Origin of the sequence: Pseudomonas sp. ACM7 (assembly GCF_004136015.1) — a bacterium.
In the GTDB taxonomy this organism is placed as follows: domain Bacteria; phylum Pseudomonadota; class Gammaproteobacteria; order Pseudomonadales; family Pseudomonadaceae; genus Aquipseudomonas; species Aquipseudomonas frigoris.
Map to the genome: position 1 here is coordinate 5,171,449 of NZ_CP024866.1, position 21,307 is coordinate 5,192,755.

The 21,307-nt window shown below is 56.7% G+C and carries 17 protein-coding genes and 2 pseudogenes; 14 read left to right on the forward strand and 5 right to left on the reverse strand.

Annotated features, from left to right (window positions below; genetic code table 11):
• Positions 1-16: 16 nt before the first annotated feature.
• From CUN63_RS24630 to CUN63_RS24645, 4 genes are all read left to right on the forward strand, one after another.
• Positions 17-2,830 carry a multicopper oxidase domain-containing protein gene (locus CUN63_RS24630; RefSeq protein WP_129443260.1) on the forward strand — a complete coding sequence of 938 codons (2,814 nt, stop codon included), beginning with the start codon at positions 17-19 and terminating at the stop codon, positions 2,828-2,830.
• 17 nt (positions 2,831-2,847) lie between these two features.
• A complete protein-coding gene (locus CUN63_RS24635) occupies positions 2,848-3,870 on the forward strand; it encodes an SCO family protein (protein ID WP_371928190.1) in 1,023 nt (340 codons plus the stop codon).
• A 101-nt stretch (positions 3,871-3,971) separates the two neighbouring features.
• The gene (locus CUN63_RS24640) at positions 3,972-5,465 is read left to right on the forward strand and encodes an ATP-binding protein (RefSeq protein WP_129443264.1); all 1,494 of its coding nucleotides are present in this window, start codon (positions 3,972-3,974) and stop codon (positions 5,463-5,465) included.
• Complete coding sequence (locus tag CUN63_RS24645) at positions 5,434-6,864, forward strand: sigma-54 dependent transcriptional regulator (RefSeq protein ID WP_129443266.1); 1,431 nt, start codon at positions 5,434-5,436, stop codon at positions 6,862-6,864. Before CUN63_RS24640 ends, CUN63_RS24645 begins: the two co-directional genes overlap by 32 nt.
• A 3-nt stretch (positions 6,865-6,867) precedes the next feature.
• Here CUN63_RS24645 and CUN63_RS24650 read toward each other — a convergent pair whose 3' ends face one another.
• The gene (locus CUN63_RS24650) at positions 6,868-7,254 is read right to left on the reverse strand and encodes a hypothetical protein (RefSeq protein ID WP_129443268.1); all 387 of its coding nucleotides are present in this window, start codon (positions 7,252-7,254) and stop codon (positions 6,868-6,870) included.
• 179 nt (positions 7,255-7,433) lie between these two features.
• Here CUN63_RS24650 and CUN63_RS24655 point away from each other — a divergent pair.
• Positions 7,434-8,246, forward strand: a pseudogene (locus CUN63_RS24655) (class I SAM-dependent methyltransferase).
• A gap of 13 nt (positions 8,247-8,259) precedes the next feature.
• Here CUN63_RS24655 and CUN63_RS24660 read toward each other — a convergent pair.
• Both CUN63_RS24660 and CUN63_RS24665 read right to left on the reverse strand, forming a co-directional pair.
• Positions 8,260-8,568: an addiction module antidote protein gene (locus tag CUN63_RS24660; protein WP_129443270.1), complete on the reverse strand. Its 309-nt coding sequence runs from the start codon at positions 8,566-8,568 to the stop codon at positions 8,260-8,262.
• Between the two features lie 2 nt (positions 8,569-8,570).
• The gene (locus tag CUN63_RS24665) at positions 8,571-8,864 is read right to left on the reverse strand and encodes a type II toxin-antitoxin system RelE/ParE family toxin (RefSeq protein ID WP_129443272.1); all 294 of its coding nucleotides are present in this window, start codon (positions 8,862-8,864) and stop codon (positions 8,571-8,573) included.
• Positions 8,865-9,028: 164 nt separating this feature from the next.
• On the opposite strand from CUN63_RS24665, the gene CUN63_RS24670 reads away from it, so the two are divergent.
• From CUN63_RS24670 to CUN63_RS24700, 8 genes are all read left to right on the forward strand, one after another.
• Positions 9,029-9,697: an ABC transporter ATP-binding protein gene (locus CUN63_RS24670; protein WP_129443274.1), complete on the forward strand. Its 669-nt coding sequence runs from the start codon at positions 9,029-9,031 to the stop codon at positions 9,695-9,697.
• A 1-nt stretch (position 9,698) separates the two neighbouring features.
• The gene (locus CUN63_RS24675) at positions 9,699-12,170 is read left to right on the forward strand and encodes an FtsX-like permease family protein (protein ID WP_129445149.1); all 2,472 of its coding nucleotides are present in this window, start codon (positions 9,699-9,701) and stop codon (positions 12,168-12,170) included.
• Entirely contained in the window at positions 12,160-13,224 is a 1,065-nt protein-coding gene (locus CUN63_RS24680) for a lipocalin-like domain-containing protein (protein ID WP_129443276.1), read from the forward strand. The genes CUN63_RS24675 and CUN63_RS24680 overlap by 11 nt, the downstream gene beginning before the upstream one ends.
• Positions 13,225-13,347: 123 nt before the next feature.
• Positions 13,348-13,590 carry a hypothetical protein gene (locus CUN63_RS24685; protein ID WP_129443278.1) on the forward strand — a complete coding sequence of 81 codons (243 nt, stop codon included), beginning with the start codon at positions 13,348-13,350 and terminating at the stop codon, positions 13,588-13,590.
• 11 nt (positions 13,591-13,601) lie between these two features.
• On the forward strand, positions 13,602-13,775 hold the full coding sequence (locus tag CUN63_RS31755) for a hypothetical protein (protein ID WP_165353279.1): 174 nt from the start codon (positions 13,602-13,604) through the stop codon (positions 13,773-13,775).
• A gap of 87 nt (positions 13,776-13,862) precedes the next feature.
• Positions 13,863-14,447, forward strand: a complete 585-nt coding sequence (locus CUN63_RS24690; RefSeq protein ID WP_129443280.1) for a hypothetical protein — start codon at positions 13,863-13,865, stop codon at positions 14,445-14,447.
• A gap of 755 nt (positions 14,448-15,202) precedes the next feature.
• On the forward strand, positions 15,203-16,195 hold the full coding sequence (locus tag CUN63_RS24695; RefSeq protein ID WP_129443282.1) for an SUMF1/EgtB/PvdO family nonheme iron enzyme: 993 nt from the start codon (positions 15,203-15,205) through the stop codon (positions 16,193-16,195).
• 114 nt (positions 16,196-16,309) lie between these two features.
• Entirely contained in the window at positions 16,310-17,302 is a 993-nt protein-coding gene (locus CUN63_RS24700; RefSeq protein ID WP_178082670.1) for an SUMF1/EgtB/PvdO family nonheme iron enzyme, read from the forward strand.
• Between the two features lie 179 nt (positions 17,303-17,481).
• Here the strand turns inward: CUN63_RS24700 and CUN63_RS24705 are convergent.
• Positions 17,482-17,748: pseudogene (locus CUN63_RS24705) on the reverse strand (contractile injection system protein, VgrG/Pvc8 family); the annotation flags it as partial.
• A 9-nt stretch (positions 17,749-17,757) separates the two neighbouring features.
• Here CUN63_RS24705 and CUN63_RS24710 point away from each other — a divergent pair.
• Complete coding sequence (locus CUN63_RS24710) at positions 17,758-18,750, forward strand: SUMF1/EgtB/PvdO family nonheme iron enzyme (protein WP_256657588.1); 993 nt, start codon at positions 17,758-17,760, stop codon at positions 18,748-18,750.
• A gap of 49 nt (positions 18,751-18,799) precedes the next feature.
• Here the strand turns inward: CUN63_RS24710 and CUN63_RS24715 are convergent, their stop codons facing one another.
• The gene (locus CUN63_RS24715; RefSeq protein ID WP_129443284.1) at positions 18,800-21,307 is read right to left on the reverse strand and encodes a LysM domain-containing protein; all 2,508 of its coding nucleotides are present in this window, start codon (positions 21,305-21,307) and stop codon (positions 18,800-18,802) included.

A 21,307-nucleotide genomic window follows, 5' to 3' on the forward strand; every position in this document is an offset into this window, starting at 1 on the left:
TCCGAGGCGGCTGGTGATGGACAGAAAAGCGCGGTACCCCTTCAAACGGTTTGGCCTCCTGACGCCTCTGAGCGTTCTTCTGACAATGACGCTGGGCACAGCGACTCTTCGCGCCAGCCCCATCGACGACGAGCGACAGCCAGAACCTTCCGACCCCTCGGCTTACTACGATGAACCGGCTGACAAAGCCGCGGCGTTGAATGCCATTTTGACCATGCCCGAGGCCAACAAGGATTCCTTCGATTTACCCGGTGGCGTCAAAGGCAGCAAAGACACCACGCGGGTGGAAAACATTCTGCCGCCGGTGGTGCAAACCAGTTTCAACTACCCCACCAACGGCAAGCCGAGTCCACTGTATGGCGCTCAGCCGTTTACTCAGCAGTTGGTGCTGTTCGAAGAATTCGGCCCGGAAAAACTCGACCCCACCACACCGGCAGCGCCGTTGGGTTTTCCACCGGCAGCCATCGGCCCGTTGCCACAGCAGGACCCCACCAGTGCGGCCCGCAGTGCGCCACCGAGTGCGGCACTCGACGCCTTTCTGCGTCAACCAGGCTTGACTCCGTTCCCCAGCCAGTATTCCAACGTGGTCGACCGTAACCCGTGGCAGAAGCAGATCGAATTTTTCCTCAACCGCCGTATCGGCTCGTCGGCTGAAGGCCGTCCGCCAGGAAAAGGCTGGTCGCACCAGCGCTGGAACGAGTTTTACCCCCAAATCGCCTACAAGACCGTGCAAACCGGCGCACGGTTGAATACCGGTGGGCGTGATAGTCGTCAGATGCACCGCTATGCCGTGGGCGAGTTTGGCCCCGGCGGCCTCTATCACAACGTGGCTGGCGTACCGGCGACCGATGGCACCGCCAAGGGCGTCGATGCGCGTTTCCACCCGAAAATGCCGGTGCAGAACCACAACTCGGTCTGGACCTTTGATGGCACCTTGCCGCCAAAATTGTTGATGGTGCGTTACGGGCAACCCGTGTTGATGCGCCATTACAACGGCTTGCCGATCGACCCGTCGGCGAACATGGGGTTCGGTTTGCACACCATCACCACCCACGAACACAACGGCCACACACCGGCTGAAAGTGACGGTTATGCCAATGCGTTTTTCTTCCCCGGGCAATTTTACGACTATCGCTGGCCGATCCAGTTGGCCGGCTACGACAGCATCAACACCAAGGCTGAAGACCCGCGTGCAGCCTTTCCGTGCTCGCCGGGCGAAACCCTATGGACCAACGACCTCATCCCCAGCCGCAAGACCTGCGAAAACGGCACCATCAAAATCCGCGGCGACTGGCGCGAAACCATGAGCACCCACTGGTTTCACGACCACATGCTCGATTTCACCGCGCAGAACGTCTACAAGGGCAACGCGGCAATGATGAACTACTACAGCGCCCTGGACCGCGGCAATGAATCGGTGAATGACGGCGTCAACCTGCGCTTTCCCAGTGGCAGCGCCTTGCCTTGGGGTAACCGCGACTATGACGTCAACCTGCTGTTTGCCGACAAGGCGTGGGATAAAAACGGTCAACTGTGGTTCAACCCGTTCAATACCAACGGCTTCCTCGGGGATCAGGTGCTGGTCAACTGGCAGTGGAAACCGACCCTGGATGTGCGCGCCCGCAGCTATCGGTTCCGCATGCTCAATGGCTCCGTGTCGCGCTTCTTCAAACTGGCGCTCGTGCGCGAGATCAAGGGCACCAGCGGGGAGTTCCAAGGGCCTGCCGGCTCGGGAGTGTCGTATGCCCGCGTGCCGTTCCACATGATTGCCAACGACGGCAACATCATGGAACACAGCGTGCCGTTCGACGGCAGCATGGACCTGGATGCCGACGGCGATAAACAGAACCACAACGCGATCCTGCCAACCCTGGGCATTGCCGAACGTTTCGACATCATCGTCAACTTCTCGAAAAACGGGATCAAACCGGGCGACAAGCTGTTCTTCGTCAACCTGCTGGTGCACGAAGACGGCAAGGGCCCGAAAGAACCCGTCTCCCTGGCTGACGTGCTGTCCGAGAAATACCGGGCGATCCTCAAGCAAACCAGCAAGGGGCCGAAGTGGGAGGACGGTGATCCGGCGGTAGGCAAGGTGTTGCAACTCAACGTCAAGGCCTACACCGGCCAGGACCTGGCCATGGATCCGGCAGCGTACGAACCGGCCAAACCGGGCAAAGCCGAAGGCTTGGTGATGATCCCGCTGAAGATTCACCGCGACAACACCGCCGACAAGGCGCTGCTGGCCAAAGCCCGTCACCGCACCTTCACCTTCGGCCGTTCCGACGGTACCGATGAAGCACCGTGGACGGTCAAGACCGATGGCGGTTTCGGTTTCTCCATGGACCCACGTCGCTTGAACACCGCGACCCAGCTGGCCAGTGGCCCCACCGATGCCGGTGTCGCCGGTTTCGGCACCCTGGAAGTGTGGAACATCAAGCTCGGCGGCGAGGGCTGGAGCCACCCGGTGCATGTGCACTTCGAGGAGGGGATCATCCTCAGCCGCGGCGGCAAGGTGCCACCGGAATGGGAAAAATGGGCACGCAAGGACGTGTACCGCATCGGCTCGGAAAAGGATGGCCTGGACAGCGTCGAAATAGCGATCAGCTTCCGCGAATTCGCCGGGACGTACATGGAGCACTGTCACAACACGCAGCATGAGGACAACTCCATGTTGCTGCGCTGGGACATTGAAAAACCGGGGCAATTCCAGCTGATGCCGACACCGCTGCCAAGTTGGGATGGTGTGCGCTACGTGAACTCCGCCGCGCTGCCAACCTTCCGCACTGGCGACGGCTCCGGCCCCGGCCCCAAAGAGGTGGTCCAACCATGAACCGCGAGGGAGCCGACATGAAAATGCATACGCCGCGCTCCCGCGCCCTGGGCATGCACCTGATTTTGATGTTGGTCACCTGCCTGCTGGCCAGTCGGGTGCTGGTGGCTCATGAAGCTGCTCCGTCCGTGTCAGCGTCACCGACGGAGTCGGCGACGCCCTGGGGCGGTGATTACTTCCCCAACACCTTGCTGACCGATCAGGACGGTCGGCAGTTGCGTTTCTTCGATGATTTGATCAAGGACAAGGTGGTGGTGATCAATTTCATCTTCACTTCGTGCAGCGACTCCTGCCCGCTGGAAACCGCGCGCCTGCGTCAGGTGCAGAAGTTGCTGGGGGATCGGGTCGGCCAGGACATTTTTTTCTACTCCATCAGCATCGACCCCTTAAGCGATACACCCGATGTGCTCAAGGCCTACGCACAACGCTTCAAGGTCGGGCCGGGCTGGAAGTTTCTCACCGGGGAGTTTGCCGACGTCACCGATCTGCGAAAAAAACTCGGGCTGTTTATCGAAGGCGTCGACAACGGACGCAGCAAGGACCACAACCTCAGCCTGATCGTCGGCAACCAGACCACGGGCCGCTGGATGAAAGCTTCACCTTTCGAAAACCCGTGGATTCTGGCCGATCAGTTGGCCAACACACTGCAGAACTGGAAGCAGCCCAGCGTTGAAGAAAACTACGCGGATGCGCCCGAGATTCGTCCGCCGAGCAACGGCGAAGAACTGTTTCGCACCCGTTGTGCGTCGTGCCACAGCCTGGGTCCGATGGACGGGCAGGGCATCGGCATGCGCAGCATCGGCCCGGACCTGATCGGCGTCACTCGCCTGCGTGATCCGGCCTGGCTGAGTCGCTGGATTCGCGAGCCGGACCGCATGCTGGCGGAAAAAGACCCGATCGCGCTGGAGCTGTTTGAGCGTTTCGACAAAATTCCCATGCCCAACCTGCGGCTGGATGAGAACGCGGCGCAGTCCATCGTGGGTTTTTTGCAGGAGGAAACCGAACGACAGCACCCGCTACAGGCCGCGCAAACGCAATAGCGGCTTAATCCTGTCATTGGGGCCGTCTGTCTCGATCAATGCCACCTACACTGATCCGAAACACGGCTGAAAAGGCTATGCAAGGCATCCGGGAAGGTCCTATGCAGATACCAGAACAACAAAAAATACCTGCGTCGGCTATGTCGGAAGCAGAAAGCAAGGACTGGCGAGGACAGTTCAACTTGCTGCGCTGGTTTTCCCTGGGCAGCTTTTTCATCATCGCCGCCGTGGCGCTGGGGTTGGGCTATGTGTCCACGCGTTTCGTCGTCGATGAGAGCATCGAGCGTGATTCCATGCTGACTGCGCAGTTCATTCAGGCCATTGGTGATGCGGAAATTCGCCATGCCGGCATCACCCTGCAAAGAACCATGGGCGAAATGCTCGATCCGCGCGATGACATTGCCTATCCCGACGTAGATCCGGCGGCCCGTGCCGCTGCCCGCATGGAGTTTCTCGATCATGTCGAACACCTGCCGGACACGCTGTTGGCGGTGGTGTACGCCCTGGATCGCACCGTGGTCTGGTCGACCAATGCACAAATGATTGGCATGCGCGTCGAAGGTGATGAGGAACTGGACGAGTCCTTCGAAATGAAGGAACCGGTGTCCACCAGCTACCACGAAATCGATGAGGAACGTCCCGAGCAGCAACTGCTGCGTGAGCCTGAATTTCTGTTCATCGAGACCTACATCCCGATGTTCAACGCCGACAAGAGCAAAGTGATCGCCATGGTGGAGATCTACAAGGAACCCGCGGACCTGGTGGAACGCATCCAGCGTGGCTTCAAGCTGATCTGGCTGGCAACTGTACTTGGCGGTCTGGCCATCTACCTCGGGCTGTTCTGGATTGTGCAGCGCGCGGCCATGCTGCTGCAAAGCCAGCAGAAACAACTGATCAGCAACGAGACCTTCGTCGCGCTGGGGGAAATGTCCTCGGCGGTGGCCCACAGCTTGCGCAATCCGTTGGCCAACATTCGTTCCAGCGCCGAACTGGCTCAGGACATCGCCAGCCAGAACGCGCAGAAGAACATCGGTGACATCATCAGTCAGGTCGACCGCATGTCGCGCTGGGTTCGGGAGTTGCTGGTGTCATTGCGACCCGTGAACGACGACTACGAAACGGTAGACCTGGTGCTTGTCATCGACGACACGTTGAGTGCGTTTGACGCGCTGATTAAACGCTCCGGCATCGACGTGCGTTTCACCCCTCAGAGTTGTCCGCCGGTCATCAGCCAACAGGTGTTGCTCACGCAAATTGTTAATAGCCTGTTTGCCAATGCCCTGGAAGCCATGCCCAAGGGCGGCGTGCTGAGTATCGATATCGAAACGCCGCAGCCCGGACTCGTGCGCATGACCCTGAGCGATACCGGCAAGGGAATGACCACACAGCAACAACAAATGGCCTTCAAGCCGTTTTTCACCACCAAACAAGGAGGGTTGGGCGTGGGCCTGGCCCTGGTCAAAAGAATAATGGAGCGTTTCGAAGGCTCGGTCGAATTGACCAGCCGAGAGCAGGAAGGAACCCGCGTTTGTCTCAATTTTAAAGTGGCAACGGGAGGGGACTATGGAGCACAGCATTCTGCTGGTCGAGGATGATGAACTCCTCGCCGAGAATATTCAGACCTACCTGGAGCGCAAGGACTTCGAGGTGACGGTCTGCCACTCGGCTGAGGACGCGTTAGAACAATTGGGCACTTTCGTCCCGGACGTGGTGCTGACCGATAACTCGCTGCCGGGCATGAGCGGTCACGACCTAATCCAGAAGCTGCGCATCAGCGCGCCGGATCTGAAAGTGATCATGATGACCGGCTACGGCAACGTCGACGACGCCGTGGTGGCAATGAAAGAGGGCGCTTTCCATTACGTCACTAAACCGGTGGCCATGCCGGAACTCAAACTGCTGCTGGACAAGGCCCTGGCCACCGACCGAATGGAACGCACACTGTCGTTCTATCAGGAACGCGAAGCGCAGAAGTCAGGGGTGCAGGCATTGATCGGCGAATCGGCACCGATGCAGTACCTGAAAAGCACCATTGGCCAGTTACTCGACGCCGAGCGGCGCATGGCCAATACCGATCTGCCTCCGGTGTTGGTGGAAGGCGAGACCGGCACCGGCAAGGAACTGGTGGCCCGTGCGTTGCACTTCGACGGCCCGCGCAGCAAAGGTCCGTTCATTGAATTCAACTGCGCCTCGATTCCTTCCAACCTGGTGGAGTCGGAACTGTTCGGCCACGAGAAAGGCGCCTTCACCGACGCCAAGGACCGCCGCGTCGGGCTGGTGGAAGCGGCCGATGGCGGGACGCTGTTTCTCGATGAAGTCGGCGAGATGGACTTGTTGCTGCAAGCCAAACTGCTGAAGCTGCTGGAGGACCGGACGATCCGCCGGGTCGGCTCGGTGAAGGAGCGCAAAGTCGATTTACGGGTGATCAGCGCCACCAACTGCAACCTTGAACAAATGGTCCAGCAGGGCAAGTTCCGCCGCGACCTGTTCTTCCGTTTGCGGATCATCTCGATCAAGGTGCCGCGCCTGTATGCCCGTGGCGCGGACATCCTGCTGCTGGCTCGACACTTCCTGGCGATCCACGGCAAACGTTATGGCAAACCGAACCTGTATTTCAGCGATCAGGCCGAGGAATTGCTGCTCAGCTACAGCTGGCCGGGCAACGTGCGCGAGTTGCGCAACATGCTTGAGCAAACCGTGTTGCTGGCCCAGAGCGACACCGTCGCCGCCCATCAATTGAACGTGTGCCTGAGCCTGGTGGATGAGCCGCTGTTGTTCCAGCAAGAGCCGCAATACTGCGAACCGCGTCCGGTTTACAACGGCACCGAGTCCATGAACCTGCCGGAAGTGGAGCGCGACATGGTGCGCAAGATGCTCGACAAGACCGACTGGAACGTCACCAAGTCCGCACGGCTGCTTGGCCTGAGCCGCGACATGCTGCGCTACCGGATCGAAAAACTTGGCCTCGCGCGCCCGGAAAAACGCCAATGGTAGACCTTATTGCATCAATGGCCCCTGACGGCTGAGGCACGCGAGCAGGCACGTGGGGTCGAGGACTTCTTCGTTCACGTAGACACCGCGTTGCTGATCGTAGGAGCGGATGAACACTCGAACCGTGGCATCCGCTACCGTCGGCAATCTTGAGTCGTAGAACTCATGCTGACTCGAAATGGGGGTGAAGTCCTGAGGCGCTGTCGGGATGTACGAGCCGGGCGGCACCGTGCTTAGTGACGGTGGCACGGGGTGAGCGAAGGGTTGGTCGGCCCCGTAATAGTTGAACTCACTGCTGTAATCGGTAGTGGGTGTCAGGCTGTCGTCCGCGTGAGCACCGGTTGTGGTGATCAGGCAGAGGGCGAGCAGTAGCCTCAGATCGGTTGTTTTCATGGCAGCACCTGCGAAATCGGTTTTTCCCGCAATTCCCCAAGGTCATTAACTATAGCTCCCGTACGAGCGCGCGTTCGCGATGCCCGGATTACAAGATTTGAACAAAGACTCAATGGGGTTTTTCAAAACGCTGATCTAGACTCGTGCCGGTCAATCAAGACCCCAGTCTGGAGCGCGCAATGGAAATGCCGACAAAAGAAAAAGCCATCGCCAGCAACCGCGATGCCTGGAATGACTCCGCCCGACACCACAAAGACAATCCCGAATGGCGGGCCCGTTTGACGGCTGTTGGGAATAGGGATTTTTGCTGCATGGACGACACCCTCCGAGGTTTGCTGGAACAAGTGGGTGTCGACGGCAAAGACGTGGTGCAACTGGGCTGCAACAACGGCCGCGAAAGCCTTTCGTTGTTTGCGCTGGGTGCCCGCCACGTCGTGGGCGTCGACCAGTCCGAGGCTTTTCTCGATCAGGCGCGGGAACTGGCGTCACGCTCGCCCCATGCGCCTGAGTTCATCGAGGCAGACATCCATCACTTGCCGCCTGAACTTCATGGCCGCTTCGACGTGGCCCTGATCACCATCGGCGTGTTGAACTGGATGCCGGACATCGACGAATTCTTCCGCCACGTCGCGCAAACCCTCAAGCCCGGTGGCAGCCTGGTGGTGTACGAAACCCATCCCTTCCTCGAAATGTTCGACCCCGAGTCCGCCGATCCGTATCGGCCGGACAGCTCGTACTTTCGCAGCGAACCTTTCGTGCAGGACCAGCCGATCGTCTACGAAGGCAAAGTCGACTAGCAGGCGGCTCCGTCCTACTGGTTCGTCCACACCCTGGGCGCCATTTTCACCGGCGCCATCGACGCCGGATTGCAGATCAGCCACTTCAAGGAGTACCCGCATTCCAACCGCGAGGAACTCTATGATCGGTATGAGCAGCAAACGGCGCAGTTGCCGTTGTGTTTTACGTGGGTGGCGCGCAAGCGAGCAGTCTAATCAGAAGAGTCTCTTAGAGCGTTGAGTGATTGACCGAATGACCCGGCTGCGCGCAGAGATCAATGCCAAGGGCGTGAATGACCTTTAATACCGTATCGAAACGTGGTTTTGCCCCTGGTGCGAAGGCCTTGTACAGGCTTTCGCGGCCCATACCCGAATCCTTGGCTATCTGTGTCATTCCACGCGCTTTCACCACATAGCCGATAGCGCGAAGAAATTCTTCGTTGTTGCCGTCTGCGAGCACTTGCGAAAGGTACTCGCTGATGGCTTCGTCACTGTCCAGCAGAGCCGCCATATCGAAAGTAGTCAAAGTCTGGCTCATGTTTAAACCTCCTTTGCCAATTTTTTCGCCCGCCTGATGTCGGCGGTTTGCGAAGATTTGTTACCACCCGCCAATAGCACAATGACGACGCTATTTCGCATAGTGAAGTAGACCCGATAGCCTGCACCGACGTCCACGCGCATTTCGGAAACACCATCACCCACCGGTTTGACATCGCCCAGATTACCCGCAGAGGCACGGTCAATGCGACGAGCGATGGCTAACTTCGCCCGCAAGTCACGAACTGAGGCATGCCATGTCGCGAAGATCATAGTTTGTTGAATAAGATAATTCATTACTCAAATGTATCCATATGGATACGAATGAGCAGTCAGGCAATTCCTTCGTTATGTATGTTTTTTCCCTGAAGTGTGTGGGCTATGGGGTATCCGTGGGGGTTAATTCGCGGTGCTGCTGCCGTCCGCTATCCTTGCTCCACGCACATCGAACGGTTTTCCCCATGCTTTCGGTCCAAGGCGTCTTCAAAAGCTACGCCACTCCCCAGGGCCCACTGCCGGTTCTGCAAGGTGTCGACCTCACCTTGAAACCCGGCAGCAGCCTGGCGTTGATGGGGGAGTCGGGCAGTGGCAAGAGCACCTTGCTGCACCTGATTGCCGGGCTGGACAAGGTCGATCGCGGCAGCATCCGCAGCGGCGAACATCGGCTGGAGCAGATGAACGAAGGGCAACTGGCGAACTGGCGGCGGACCGAAATCGGCCTGGTGTTTCAGCAGTTCAACCTGATCGGCAGTTTGCGCGTGGAGGACAATCTGGCATTTCAGGCGCGATTGGCGGGGCGCCATGATCCGCGCTGGCAGGCGCATCTGGTGCAACGTCTGGGCTTGGGTGATTTGCTGCAGCGTTATCCGGAACAGCTGTCCGGTGGCCAGCAGCAACGGGTCGCGCTGGGCCGTGCCCTGGCGTCGCAGCCAAAACTGCTGCTGGCCGACGAACCCACCGGCAGTCTCGATGAAGCCACCAGCGATGAGGTCTTGAAGTTGTTGCTGGAGTTACTCGACGACAGTCCCACCACCTTGTTGATGGTCACCCACAGCCCGCGGGTTGCCGCGCGGCTGGCCGAAAAAGTGGTGCTCCACGGTGGCCGTCTGGCTGGCGCGGACGAGCGCTGAAGTGCGGGTCTTTCGCGAGACGCTGCGGGCGCTGATCAGTCATTGGCGGCAGCATCCGGTGCAGTTTTTCAGTGTGCTGACCGGGCTCTGGCTCGCCACCAGCCTGCTGACCGGCGTGCAGGCGCTGAACAGCCAGGCGCGTGAAAGCTATGCCCGGGCCAGTCAGTTGATCGGCGGCGAACCCCAGGCCAGCCTCAGTGCACCCAGTGGCGCAACCTTCTCCCAACACGTGTTTGTCGACCTGCGCCGTTTGGGTTGGCCGGTGTCGCCGGTCCTGCAAGGCCGGGTGACGCTCAAGGGGCATGAAGACCAGCGCTTGCAGTTGATGGGGATCGAGCCTGTGTCGCTGCCCGCCGGTTCCGCAGTGGCCGGACAGGCGTTGGCGATTGAGCAGGTTGTCGAGTTTTTCAGCCCTCCGGGCAGTACCTGGATTTCGCCGCAGACGTTGCAGGCACTAGGTCTGCATGAGGGCGAAGGCCCGCTGACTTTGAGTGATCAGGTATTGCCGCCGCTGCATGCCCAACCCGATATGGCCCCCGGTGTGTTGTTGGTGGACATAGGCTTCGCCCAGCAGATTCTGGGCCTGCCGGATCAGCTGTCACGCCTGCTGCTGCCGAAGGATTTCACCGCGCCCCTGCCTGATCACTTCAAGGGTCAACTGCAGCTCAAGACCAGCGGCGAAGAGAACAATTTGTCGCGCCTCACCGAAAGCTTTCACTTGAACCTCGATGCGCTGGGTTTTCTGTCATTCGTGGTCGGCCTGTTCATCGTCCACGCCGCGATCGGCCTGGCGCTGGAACAACGCCGTGGCTTACTCAGAACCCTGCGCGCCTGCGGTGTCAGTGCACGGATGTTGATTGCCTGTCTGGCGGTTGAACTGGGTGGTCTGGCGTTGATCGGCGGACTGGTCGGCGTCGCCAGCGGCTACCTGCTGGCCAGCGTGCTGTTGCCGGACGTCGCCGCCAGCCTGCGCGGGTTGTACGGCGCCGAAGTGGCGGGGCAGTTGAGCCTCAGTCCGTGGTGGTGGCTCAGCGGCGTCGGCCTGAGTCTGTTGGGCGCGTTGTTGACGGGGGCCAACAGTTTGTTGCGGGCCGCGCGCCTGCCTTTGCTGGCCCTGGCCGACCCGCAAGCCTGGCATCAGGCTCACGCGCGCTGGTTGCGGCGTCAGGGTTGGGTTGCCGTGATCGCCGCGGTGATCGCTCTGCTGGCGTTGATCTTTGGCGACAGCCTGAGCAGTGGCTTCGTGCTGATGGCGGCACTGTTGATCGGCGCTGCGCTGGCGTTGCCGGTGGTGCTCAACTGGGTGTTGAACCTCGTGCTGCATCGCAGTCGCTCGGTACTCGGCCAATGGTTTCTCGCCGACTGCCGTCAGCAACTGCCGGCCCTGAGCCTGGCGCTGATGGCGCTGTTGTTGGCACTGGCGGCGAACATTGGAGCGGGCAGCATGACGGCCGGTTTTCGTCAGACCTTCAGCGATTGGCTCGAACAACGCCTGACCGCCGAACTGTACGTTAATCCGCGAAATCCGGCCCAGGCCAGAGAGCTGCAAACCTGGCTCAAGCAGCAACCCGGACTCACGGCAGTGCTGCCCAACTGGCAAGTATCGATCCAGTTGCAGGGCTGGCCGGCGGACGTCTTCGGCGTGATCGATCACCCGACGTATCGCCAGCATTGGCCGCTGCTGGAAGCCTTGGGCGACAACCCTTGGGACCGACTCGCCAAGGACGATGCGCTGATGCTCAGCGAGCAACTGGCCCGTCGGCTGAAGGTGCGTCTTGGCGATCACCTGACGATTCCCACACCCAATGGCACATGGTCGCCACGGATCGTCGGCATCTACGCCGACTATGGCAATCCCAAGGGCCACATGCTGGTCAACGTCAACCATCTGCTGCGTGGCTGGCCGCAGCTGACACCCAGCCGTTTCAACCTGCGCATCGACCCGACGTTGATCCCTGCCTTCCAGGCCGCGCTGCAAACCCGCTTCACGCTGGAGGACAGCCGCATCGTCGACCAGGCCCGGCTCAAGGGTTGGTCCACGCAAGTCTTCGAACGCACCTTTGCCGCGACCGCCGCGCTCAATAGCCTGACCCTCTGTGTGGCGGGCGTGGCGCTGTTCATCAGCCTGTTGACCCAAAGTCAGAGCCGACTCGGGCAACTCGCGCCCCTGTGGGCGCTCGGCGTGACTCGCCGGCAACTGATGTTGCTCAATCTCGGGCAGACCTGGTTGCTGGCGGTGCTGACCTTGGTGCTGGCGTTGCCGTTGGGGATCGCGTTGGCGTGGTGCCTGGACACGGTGATCAACGTTCAGGCCTTTGGCTGGCGCTTGCCGCTGCGGGTGTTTCCGATGCAGCTGTTGCAGTTGATGGGGTTGGCGCTGTTGGCGACTTTGTTGGCGTCGGCGTGGCCGCTGTATTCGCTGTATCGCACGCAACCGGCGGATCTGCTGAGGACGTTTGCTCATGAAGATTAAGCTCGGCGTGTTGCTATTGGCTTTGTTGGGCGGGTGCGATCACTCGGGGCCTGTTGAGAAAGGCTTCGCGGGGCTGGGTCATCAGGCTGCCGCGTTCACCCCGGTGGTGCCCGGTCAGGTGTTCAGCTTTCCGGCGGATCACGGTCCTCATGACGGTTTTCGCATCGAATGGTGGTACGTCACCGCCAACCTAAAGGACGATCAGGGACGCGAGTTCGGCGTGCAGTGGACGTTGTTTCGCAGCGCCTTGAAAGCGACGCCCGAGGTCGCTGGCTGGGGTAATCAAATCATCTGGCTTGGCCACGCGGCCGTGACGTCGGCGACAGTGCATCACGCCGCCGAGCGCTATGCCCGTGGTGGTGTTGGTCAGGCTGGCGTGAGTCTCGCACCGTTCAACGCGTGGATCGATGATTGGCATTTCAGCAGTCAGGGTTCCGACCCGTTGGCGGATCTTCAACTCAGCGCCCGGGACAAGGATTTTGGCTATCAACTGCGGCTGACCTCCACACGTCCTTTGGTGCTTCAGGGCGACAAAGGCTTCAGTCAGAAATCTGAACAAGGGCAGGCGTCGTACTACTACAGTCAGCCGTTTTTCCAGGCCAATGGCACACTGGAAATCGACGGTAAAATATATCAAGTCAGCGGCCCGGCCTGGCTCGACCGGGAATGGAGCAGCCAGCCCCTGACTGCCAACCAGACGGGCTGGGACTGGTTTTCCCTGCACCTGGACAGCGGCGAACAGGTGATGCTCTACCGCATGCGGCAGAAGGACGGCGCGCCTTACCTCACCGGCACCTGGATCGACGCTCAAGGCCAGACGCAGTTGCTGCACGCCGCAGACATAAGCCTCACACCGCAAGACACCGCCAAAGTGGCCGGACGTTCGATGCCGGTACGCTGGTCGATCAAAATCCCCGACAAACACCTCGACATCACGATCAGCGCGCTCAATCCCAATGCGTGGATGGCTTTGCGCATTCCCTATTGGGAAGGGCCGGTGCAATTGAGCGGCAGCCATGGTGGGCAGGGTTATCTGGAAATGACCGGGTATTAAGGCTCCCCTGTAGGCTGGCGAAGCCTGCGATCCTTTGACGTTGATCTTGATCCCCCGAAATCCCCCCGGAACTCCTCGCGACGCCCAACCCTCTACCGTGAGAACCCCCGCAGGAGCCCACACATGAGCGACGACCTAAAACCACCTGACCTTGCCTCGTGGCAGCGCCTGTTCGAAGACAAGGCCTACTGGCAACAGTCCCCTGATGCCCATTACGCCGAACTGCTGCGGGTGGCCGATGACTTGCTGGGGCAGGGCGCCATCGACCTGGAACAATGGCAGGCCTTGAAGGCCAAGGCCTATCAATCTCATAAAGACTCGCCTGCCGTGAACGTCGCCCAGGAGGTTGACGATCCCGAAGCCTGAGGAGAATTTCCATGAATCCCAAACCGCCTGACACTTTGGAAAACCCCGACGAGCCCCGACCACCGGGTGAAGTCGAGCGCGACAACGACGCCCTGCGCCCGACCGATCCAACCCGACGCAAGGAAAGCGGCAAGGGCACAGACAGTGGTGAATCCACCGCACAAGAAACCGCAAAAACTCCCTGATCAGCGTCTATGCTCATCTGCGCAGAGGGCGCTGGACGGTGGTTCAGCGCTCGTTGCTGCCTCCAAATCACAGGGAATGTACCGCTTATGAAACTTCACGCACTGACCAAAGCCATCACCCTTGCGACCCTCCTGTCTGCCGCCAGCCTTAGCGCCATGGCGGCGGACATCCCGCTGTCTGCCGTTGTGGAGGCGGATCAGGTCACCACCAAAGTTGTCTCGGTCGATGCTGCCAATCACCAGGTCGTCCTGGAGGGGCCGGAAGGTCGTCAGGTCCATGTGCAATTGACCGACAAGGCCAAAAACCTCGGCAAACTGAAAGTCGGCGACCAAGTCGATGTCAAGGTTACTAGCGCTGTCGCCGCCTACCTCGACACCGACGTCGACAAAGGCCTGCCAGGCACCGTCGAACGCGCTGGCGAAGTCCGCGCAGCTCCCGGCAGCGACAACCCGGGTGGCGAAGCCTACCGTCAGGTGCAGGTCCAACTAAAAATCACCAAAATCGACGTGAAGAAAAACCAGGTCACCTTCGAAAACCCCGCCGGCCAGTCCAAGACCGTTGACGTCGTAAGACCCGAAGTTCAAGCGGAATTGAAAGATCTGAAAGTTGGGCAGAGTGTCGTTGTCACCTATACCGATATATTGAAAGTGAACAGCAAGCACGGAAGTTGAGTATTAGCTCTATAGGTTGCTTGTACAATTTTTGTATAAGAACAATCAGTTTTAATGGTCTAACTGGTGAGTTTGCTAGTCTGTAAAATAGTATTTGGGCCGACATTTAATCGAAAGTTGTTTCGATAAATTTCATGTTCATATACGCGGACATATTCGAAAACTTCAATTAAAATACTTCCCGTTCGCCCAGTGTCAGGGCTCTTTACCGGTGCATGGATTGCCAGGCCATTACACTGGGCGAACACCTTCTCTGGAGAGCAGTTTAAAAGCTTCAGACATAAAAAATGGGAGACCGTGGTAGTCGCCCATTTTTATTGCCTGGATTAAACCGGTGCCTGCAATCGCTGCCTGGCCGCATCGCAGCAAATTGCGACTGTCGCGGAATTGAGATCTGTGGTCAGTTCGTTGAGTGATGCAGAGGTTTTCGCAGGCGTGGTTTAACAGGTTTCAGTGTCGATGGCCGGGAGGAGGGTGAAGACGAGGCCGGCGGGGTTGGATGTTGTGGATTGCACTGACGGCGCGTTGGGTTGCTTTGCTGAATTGGAGGGGATCGGGATACTCGGGTGGAAACATTTTCATGGTGAATCTCCTGAACCAACATAGCCACAAAGCGGCATTTGCATGCCTTGATTGTGTCCGATCTGTCAAAACCGGTTGCCGGGGCTTCAGTGATAGGCTCGGTATCGGGCTTTGTGGTGCAGGCGGGGAGTGATAAGGTTCTGGCATGGTTGTAGTTGATAAGGAAATCGCTTGTGTTACGTCAGCTTGTATTTGCCCTGCCAGCATTGATTCTGCTCGGCTGCCAGGCAGAATCCGAACCCTTGCCGCACAGCCAGAAACTCGCGCCAGAAAAAGTCGCGGCGATCGCGGCCACGATCAAGAATAAATACCCGAACTTTTCCAGCGAACTGCGTGGCAAGGTGCTCAACACCGTGGTGCAGTCGATCGACAATATGGTGTTTGTCGAAGGCGGTCAGTTTGATATGGGCGACTTCGGGTGGATTTGTGAGTATGACGAAAAGGATGTGTGCACCTGGCCTTGTGGTCAGGATCCGGAGGAGCTTTGTAATATCAGTTCGGGTGGTGATGATGATTTTGTGCATCCGGTAAAGCTGAGCAGTTATTACCTGTCGAAATTTCAGGTTGCGTTGGGTGATTTCGATTTGTTTTTTGTTGCGAACGGAAAGCCTCTGTTTGATGCTAAATATCGAGATAGAGAAGATCTAAAAGATATACTTTTTAATCCAGTATTACCTGCTCCCACACAAAGCTGGCAGGAGGCCAAAGATTACTGTCAATGGATTGGCCAACTAAGTGGTTATCCCGTGGACCTACCCTCTGAGGCGCAGTGGGAGTATGCCGCCCGCAGTCGAGGCGAGCATGTGTTGTTTCCAACCGATACTGGGAGTCTCAGTTACGGGGAAAATTTTCCAATGGAGTCTGAAACAGCCACGTTTCCTGTGAAACGTTTCCCTCCTAACCCTTTGGGTCTTTACGGTATGTCAGGCAATGCTATTGACTGGGTCAACGATTGGTATGGCAAAGATTATTATCAGCACTCACCCTTAGAAAATCCGCAAGGACCAGACACTGGTACTAAGAGAATAAAAAGGGGATCAAATCATTCTGAGGCGTCTTTGTTCGCCGCTCCTATAGTCCGACGTTGGGCTGAAGAGCCAGATCAAGGTGGTCACTATCAAGGTAACAGCTTCCGTTGTGCGATTCAGTCGGATAGGCCGCTATAGCTCACTGATCCGAAAACTCCGAGGTACAGCGGGGAAAATCAGTAGTCTGGCTTTGTTGTGCAGGCGTGGGATGTTAATGTTCGGTCTTTGTCGCATTTTATAAGGATATTGCCAGTGCTACGTCAGCTCGTACTTGCCTTGCCAGCCATGATGTTTTTGGTCGGCTGCGAGGCGGAATCCGGCCCTTTGCCAAACAGCAAGAGCCTTACCCCAGAGAAAGTCGCGTCCATCGCAACCACTATCGCGAAGAAGTACCCTGATCTTCCCAGCGAACTGCGTGGCAAGGTGCTCAACACCGTCCTGCAGTCCATCGAAAATATGGTGTTTGTCGAGGGTGGTCAGTTTGATATGGGTGATTTCGGCTGGATTTGTGAGTACGACGAAAAGGATGTGTGTACCTGGCCTTGTGGGCAGGATCCTGAGCAGCTTTGTAATATCAGTATGGACGGTAATGACGATTTCGTGCATCCGGTAAAACTGAGCAGCTACTACCTGTCGAAGTTTCAAACTATTTTGGGTGATTTCGATCTGTTTTTTACCGTGCAAAATAAGCCGTTGTTTGATACTAAATTCCGCGACAGAGCAGATTTGAAAAGTATGTATGCCCCGAATTTACCGGCGCCCACAAAGAGCTGGCAGGAGGCGAAAGATTACTGTCAATGGATTGGGCTGCTGAGTGGCTATCCGGTAGATTTGCCTACAGAAGCTCAGTGGGAATATGCCGCCCGTAGCCGCGGGCAACATGTGCTATTTCCTACCGATACCAGAAGCCTGAGTTTTGGGAAGAACTTTCCGGTAGAAGGTGAAGGTGAGACTTTTGCAGTTGGCCGATTCACCCCTAATCCCTTGGGTATTTACAATATGTCCGGTAATGCTACGGATTGGGTTAACGATTGGTATTCTAAAGATTATTATCAGCACTCGCCGTTGGAAAATCCGCAAGGTCCGAAGACAGGGGCAGATAAAGTTAAGCGCGGCTCGTATTATCCTGAGGGTCCATTGCTAGCAGCTTCAATTGTAAGGCGATGGCCCGATAAGCCAATACAGGATGCTTATTATCCTGGTACGAGCTTTCGCTGTGCTATTCAGTCAGATAAAAACCTATAGAGTATTAAATGTTAGGGCACCGATGGCGCCCTTATAATTAATTGTATATTTAAGACAAGCCATCAAATAGATTGCTGCGCCGTGCTGGAACCAAAAGGGGACACCCATTAGCCGGTCTCAAGTCAAGGCTAATGGGTGTCCCTTTAATCCATTTAATCCAGTCCCCCCTTTAATCCAGCGAGCAGCCACAGGTCGTTCCATTTGGCTTTCGGGTGTTGGGTCAGCGCCAGGAAGTGGCCGCTGACCAGCAACGGCTGATCGCTTTTGCCTTCCGCGAGTTGGAAGTCGCTGCGCTGATGCTCAAGGGCGCGTTCGGCCAAGTGATTGCCACGTTCGCGGTCGATGAAGCGACCGGGGTAGTCGTAGTCTTTTTCGAAGGCGTAGTGTTGGGCTTTGTTGTGCATGCGTAGGGTGGTAATGTTCTGCCCTTGTCGCATTTTATAAGGATATTCCCAGTGCTACGTCAGCTCGTGCTTGCCCTGCCAGCCATGATGTTTTTGGTTGGTTGCGAGGCGGAATCCGGCCCTTTGCCAAACAGCAAGAGCCTTACCCCAGAGAAAGTCGCGTCCATCGCCACCACTATCGCGAAGAAATACCCTGATCTTTCCAGCGAACTGCGTGGCAAGGTGCTCAACACCGTCGTGCAGTCCATCGACAATATGGTGTTTGTCGAGGGTGGTCAGTTTGATATGGGTGACTTCGGCTGGATTTGTGAATACGACGAAAAGGATGTGTGTACCTGGCCTTGTGGGCAAGATCCTGAACAGCTCTGCAATATCAGCAGGGATGGGAATGATGATTTTGTACATCCAGTAAAACTGAGTAGCTACTATCTCTCAAAGTTTCAGACCCGGTTAGGTGATTTTGACGTTTTTTTTATCGCGCAGGGTAAGCCAATACTTGATAATAAAGATCGAGAACAAGAGGATCTGAAACATCTCTATGCACCAAACTTACCCGCACCTACACAAAGTTGGCAAGAGGCTAAAGATTATTGTCTGTGGGTTGGTCAGCTAAGTGGATACCCTGTTGATTTGCCTACAGAGGCGCAGTGGGAGTATGCGGCCCGTAGTCGTGGTCAGCACGTACTATTTCCTACTGATAATGGCAGTCTAAACTTTGGACGCAATTTCCCAGTGAAGAGTGGCGGCAGCACATTTGCAGTCGATAGCTTTACTCCTAATCCTTTAGGTATATATAACTTGTCCGGAAATGCTACGGACTGGGTCAATGACTGGTATGGAAAAGACTATTATCAGCAGTCTCCTATGGATAACCCGCAAGGGCCTAAGACTGGTACTCAGAGGGTTAGACGCGGTTCAAACTATCCAGAGGGGCCTATAGGTGCAGCTCCGGTTGTTCGTCGCTGGGCTGATGCTCCCTCAAAGGACGCGCATTATCCTGGAACGAGTTTTCGATGTGCTGTTCAAACTGATAAGTCTTTTTAATTGGCTGAAAATCAGGGCGCCAACGGCGCCCTTATTAATTAGTTAAGTTTTACGCCAAGCCGTCAAATAGATTGCTGCGTCGAGCAGCGACTAACACACCTTCTTTACGCCACGGCAAACCTGGAGACCAAGCCAACATTCCATCGGTTCGTGCGGATGAATCGCTATTAATCGCTAAAGTTCCTATAAAACGATTGAACTCTCGTTGTTCGCTCCCATCCAGAAGCGCATTAATACGATCCAAACTATCTATCGCTTTGACTTTGCTGCCATTTTTTGAACAATGTTCCAATACTTCAAGGAAATGACGCCAGGTACGCAAATGAGATAGCAATAAAACAACGGCTTTTTCCTGGTTTTCGGCCCAGCTTTCAACAAAGCTCTCGGTTAACAAATAAAGCATGGGGCCAATGGTTTCAGGTGGCAGTATTTTGAGGGGGATTTTTTTGCTATTTACATTGATGGCTTGATTACTGAGTAGATATGCGGCCAAATTTTGGGCTTCTTCTTTAGTGGCCTTTCGTCTTAGCCACCAACGTTCCATGCTTTCAAAGCCTTCTACGAAAGCTTTTCCAGCTACTTCTCCTGGATGTGTTGCAACGTGAAATAGCCCCTTGGCCATGTAGCTAAAAGCCTCTTCCGTCACTGCCAACTGATAATGAAAGTCTGCTTTTGACAAGGCGCTGCATAAAATAAATGCAAGATTCCCAACCTGTTCTAAATCCACGGATGTACCAAAACCGCCTCCAGCCCCCGGGCCAAATACCAGACTGGCCTTGCAGTTGATCGCCAAACGATCCGCGTTGATTTCAATGCCGAAATCAAAACTTGCTCCAATGCCAAGCGCCACATTGCCTTCAGTCTTGATCTCAACCAGACTCGCCCAGTCTGTACTGCCACTGTCATTCGCCTGGCCCGCGACAATTTTGCCGCCCCCTTGCTTGGCCGGATCAAGCCACTTCAACGTTCCGGTTACGGTGCCGCCACTTTGTACGCCTGCAAAGGCATTGCCCTTCAAACCTACGGCACCTCCACGCTTTTTATCCACCGCCATGCTGGGTGAACTGAGCAGCGCCGTCGCACCCGAGGCTTCAACTTCCTTGGGTTTGTATTGTGCTTTAACGCCAGCCTGACCTTGTGCCGTCGCACCGACGAAACACGACAGCTCCACTTTTCCGTCAAGACGGAAGATGCCGATGTCGCTCACTACTTCCTTGCCTTCGGCGTTGCGATAAGGCATCCGCACCACATAACCTCCCTGATCGGGAAAGAAACTCTTGAGGGCGGCCGAGCCTTCTGCCAACGAAATCGCAGCGCTGCCCTTAACTCCCACCTCGATGTTGCCCTTGCCGGGTTCCCAGCTGTTGATGCCGGCGCTGGCGGTGGCGGCGAAACGGAAAGCGTGGGCTTCGGCGGAGACGGCGTATTTAGCCGAGTCTGCCTGGTTGGAAGTCCAGGAGCATTCTTTATGCAGCGCATTAAGCAAATTGTCGTCCTTGCTCGTCCAGGTCGTAAATTTGGCTTCCAGACCGCCCAGGGGACTGGTTTTACGGCTTTCATTGACGGCGGACTTAATGTCCTTGAACAGTTCTTTAGCCAGGTTTTTATCGAGCGGCTTGCCCTGCATTACCTTCGTGCTGACCTTCACTTTCCAGTCAAGCTGTTCCCGGTAACTCATCGGTATGTAGTGCCGGCGGCTTGGGTCGCTGAACGAGATGACTTCGATGACGGTAATGCCCGTTTTTACTTGCCGACCCTTTTGGCTTTCGGAGGTTTTTCCCTTGCCATGCTTGATGTCAGGCGCAGCGCTGTTGGCGCTGGTGGAACTGTCGCCGGCTTCGGCCTTTCCTTGCGCTGCGATTTTGGTTCGCAGGGATTCAATCTCGGCGTTCAATTCGAGTACTTTTTTGGCTTGCAGCTGTTTCCAGTTGCTCTCCAGGTAGTTGCCCCCAAGCGAAACCTTCGGCGTATAACGCTGATACCAGTCACGTGCCTGCTGCACGGTTGCCAACTGACCTTGCAAGTCTTCTTTGCGCGTAACCGCCTTTGCGGTCGCTTTTTCCGGCTGTGGCTCTGATCGCTGTACCAGGCCGGCATCTTCGGCCTTGGCGTTCCAGGCATCTTTGATACAGCGCGAGCAGGCGCAACTGGTCTGAGGATTTGACGCCTTGGTGCATTTGCTCGCTTCGGTAGCTTTGGCCAGGTTCTGGTGCAGCTCGTCCATGAGTTTCTTGACGAGGTCAGTCTGCGTTTTGAGTGCTTTTGACTCTTTTTCTGTCAGAACGTAAAAAGTGTCTTCACCGGTGATATGCACCACGTCCACCAGTTCGTCCTTGCATTGGGCTTCGCCCTTGACGCTGGTGGTGCTCTGGTTGTCCGCATGCTTGGGCGGCGGCAATATTTTGGCTGCGGGCAACGTCAACACCCAGCCGACCTTGATGTGGTTGGGGTCGGTAATGATTGGATTCAGTGCCCGCAGGTCTGCCGACGAGCATTTGTTCGTACTGGCGATACTGCCGAGGGTGTCGCCACTTTTAACCGTGTAGGTGTTGCTCAT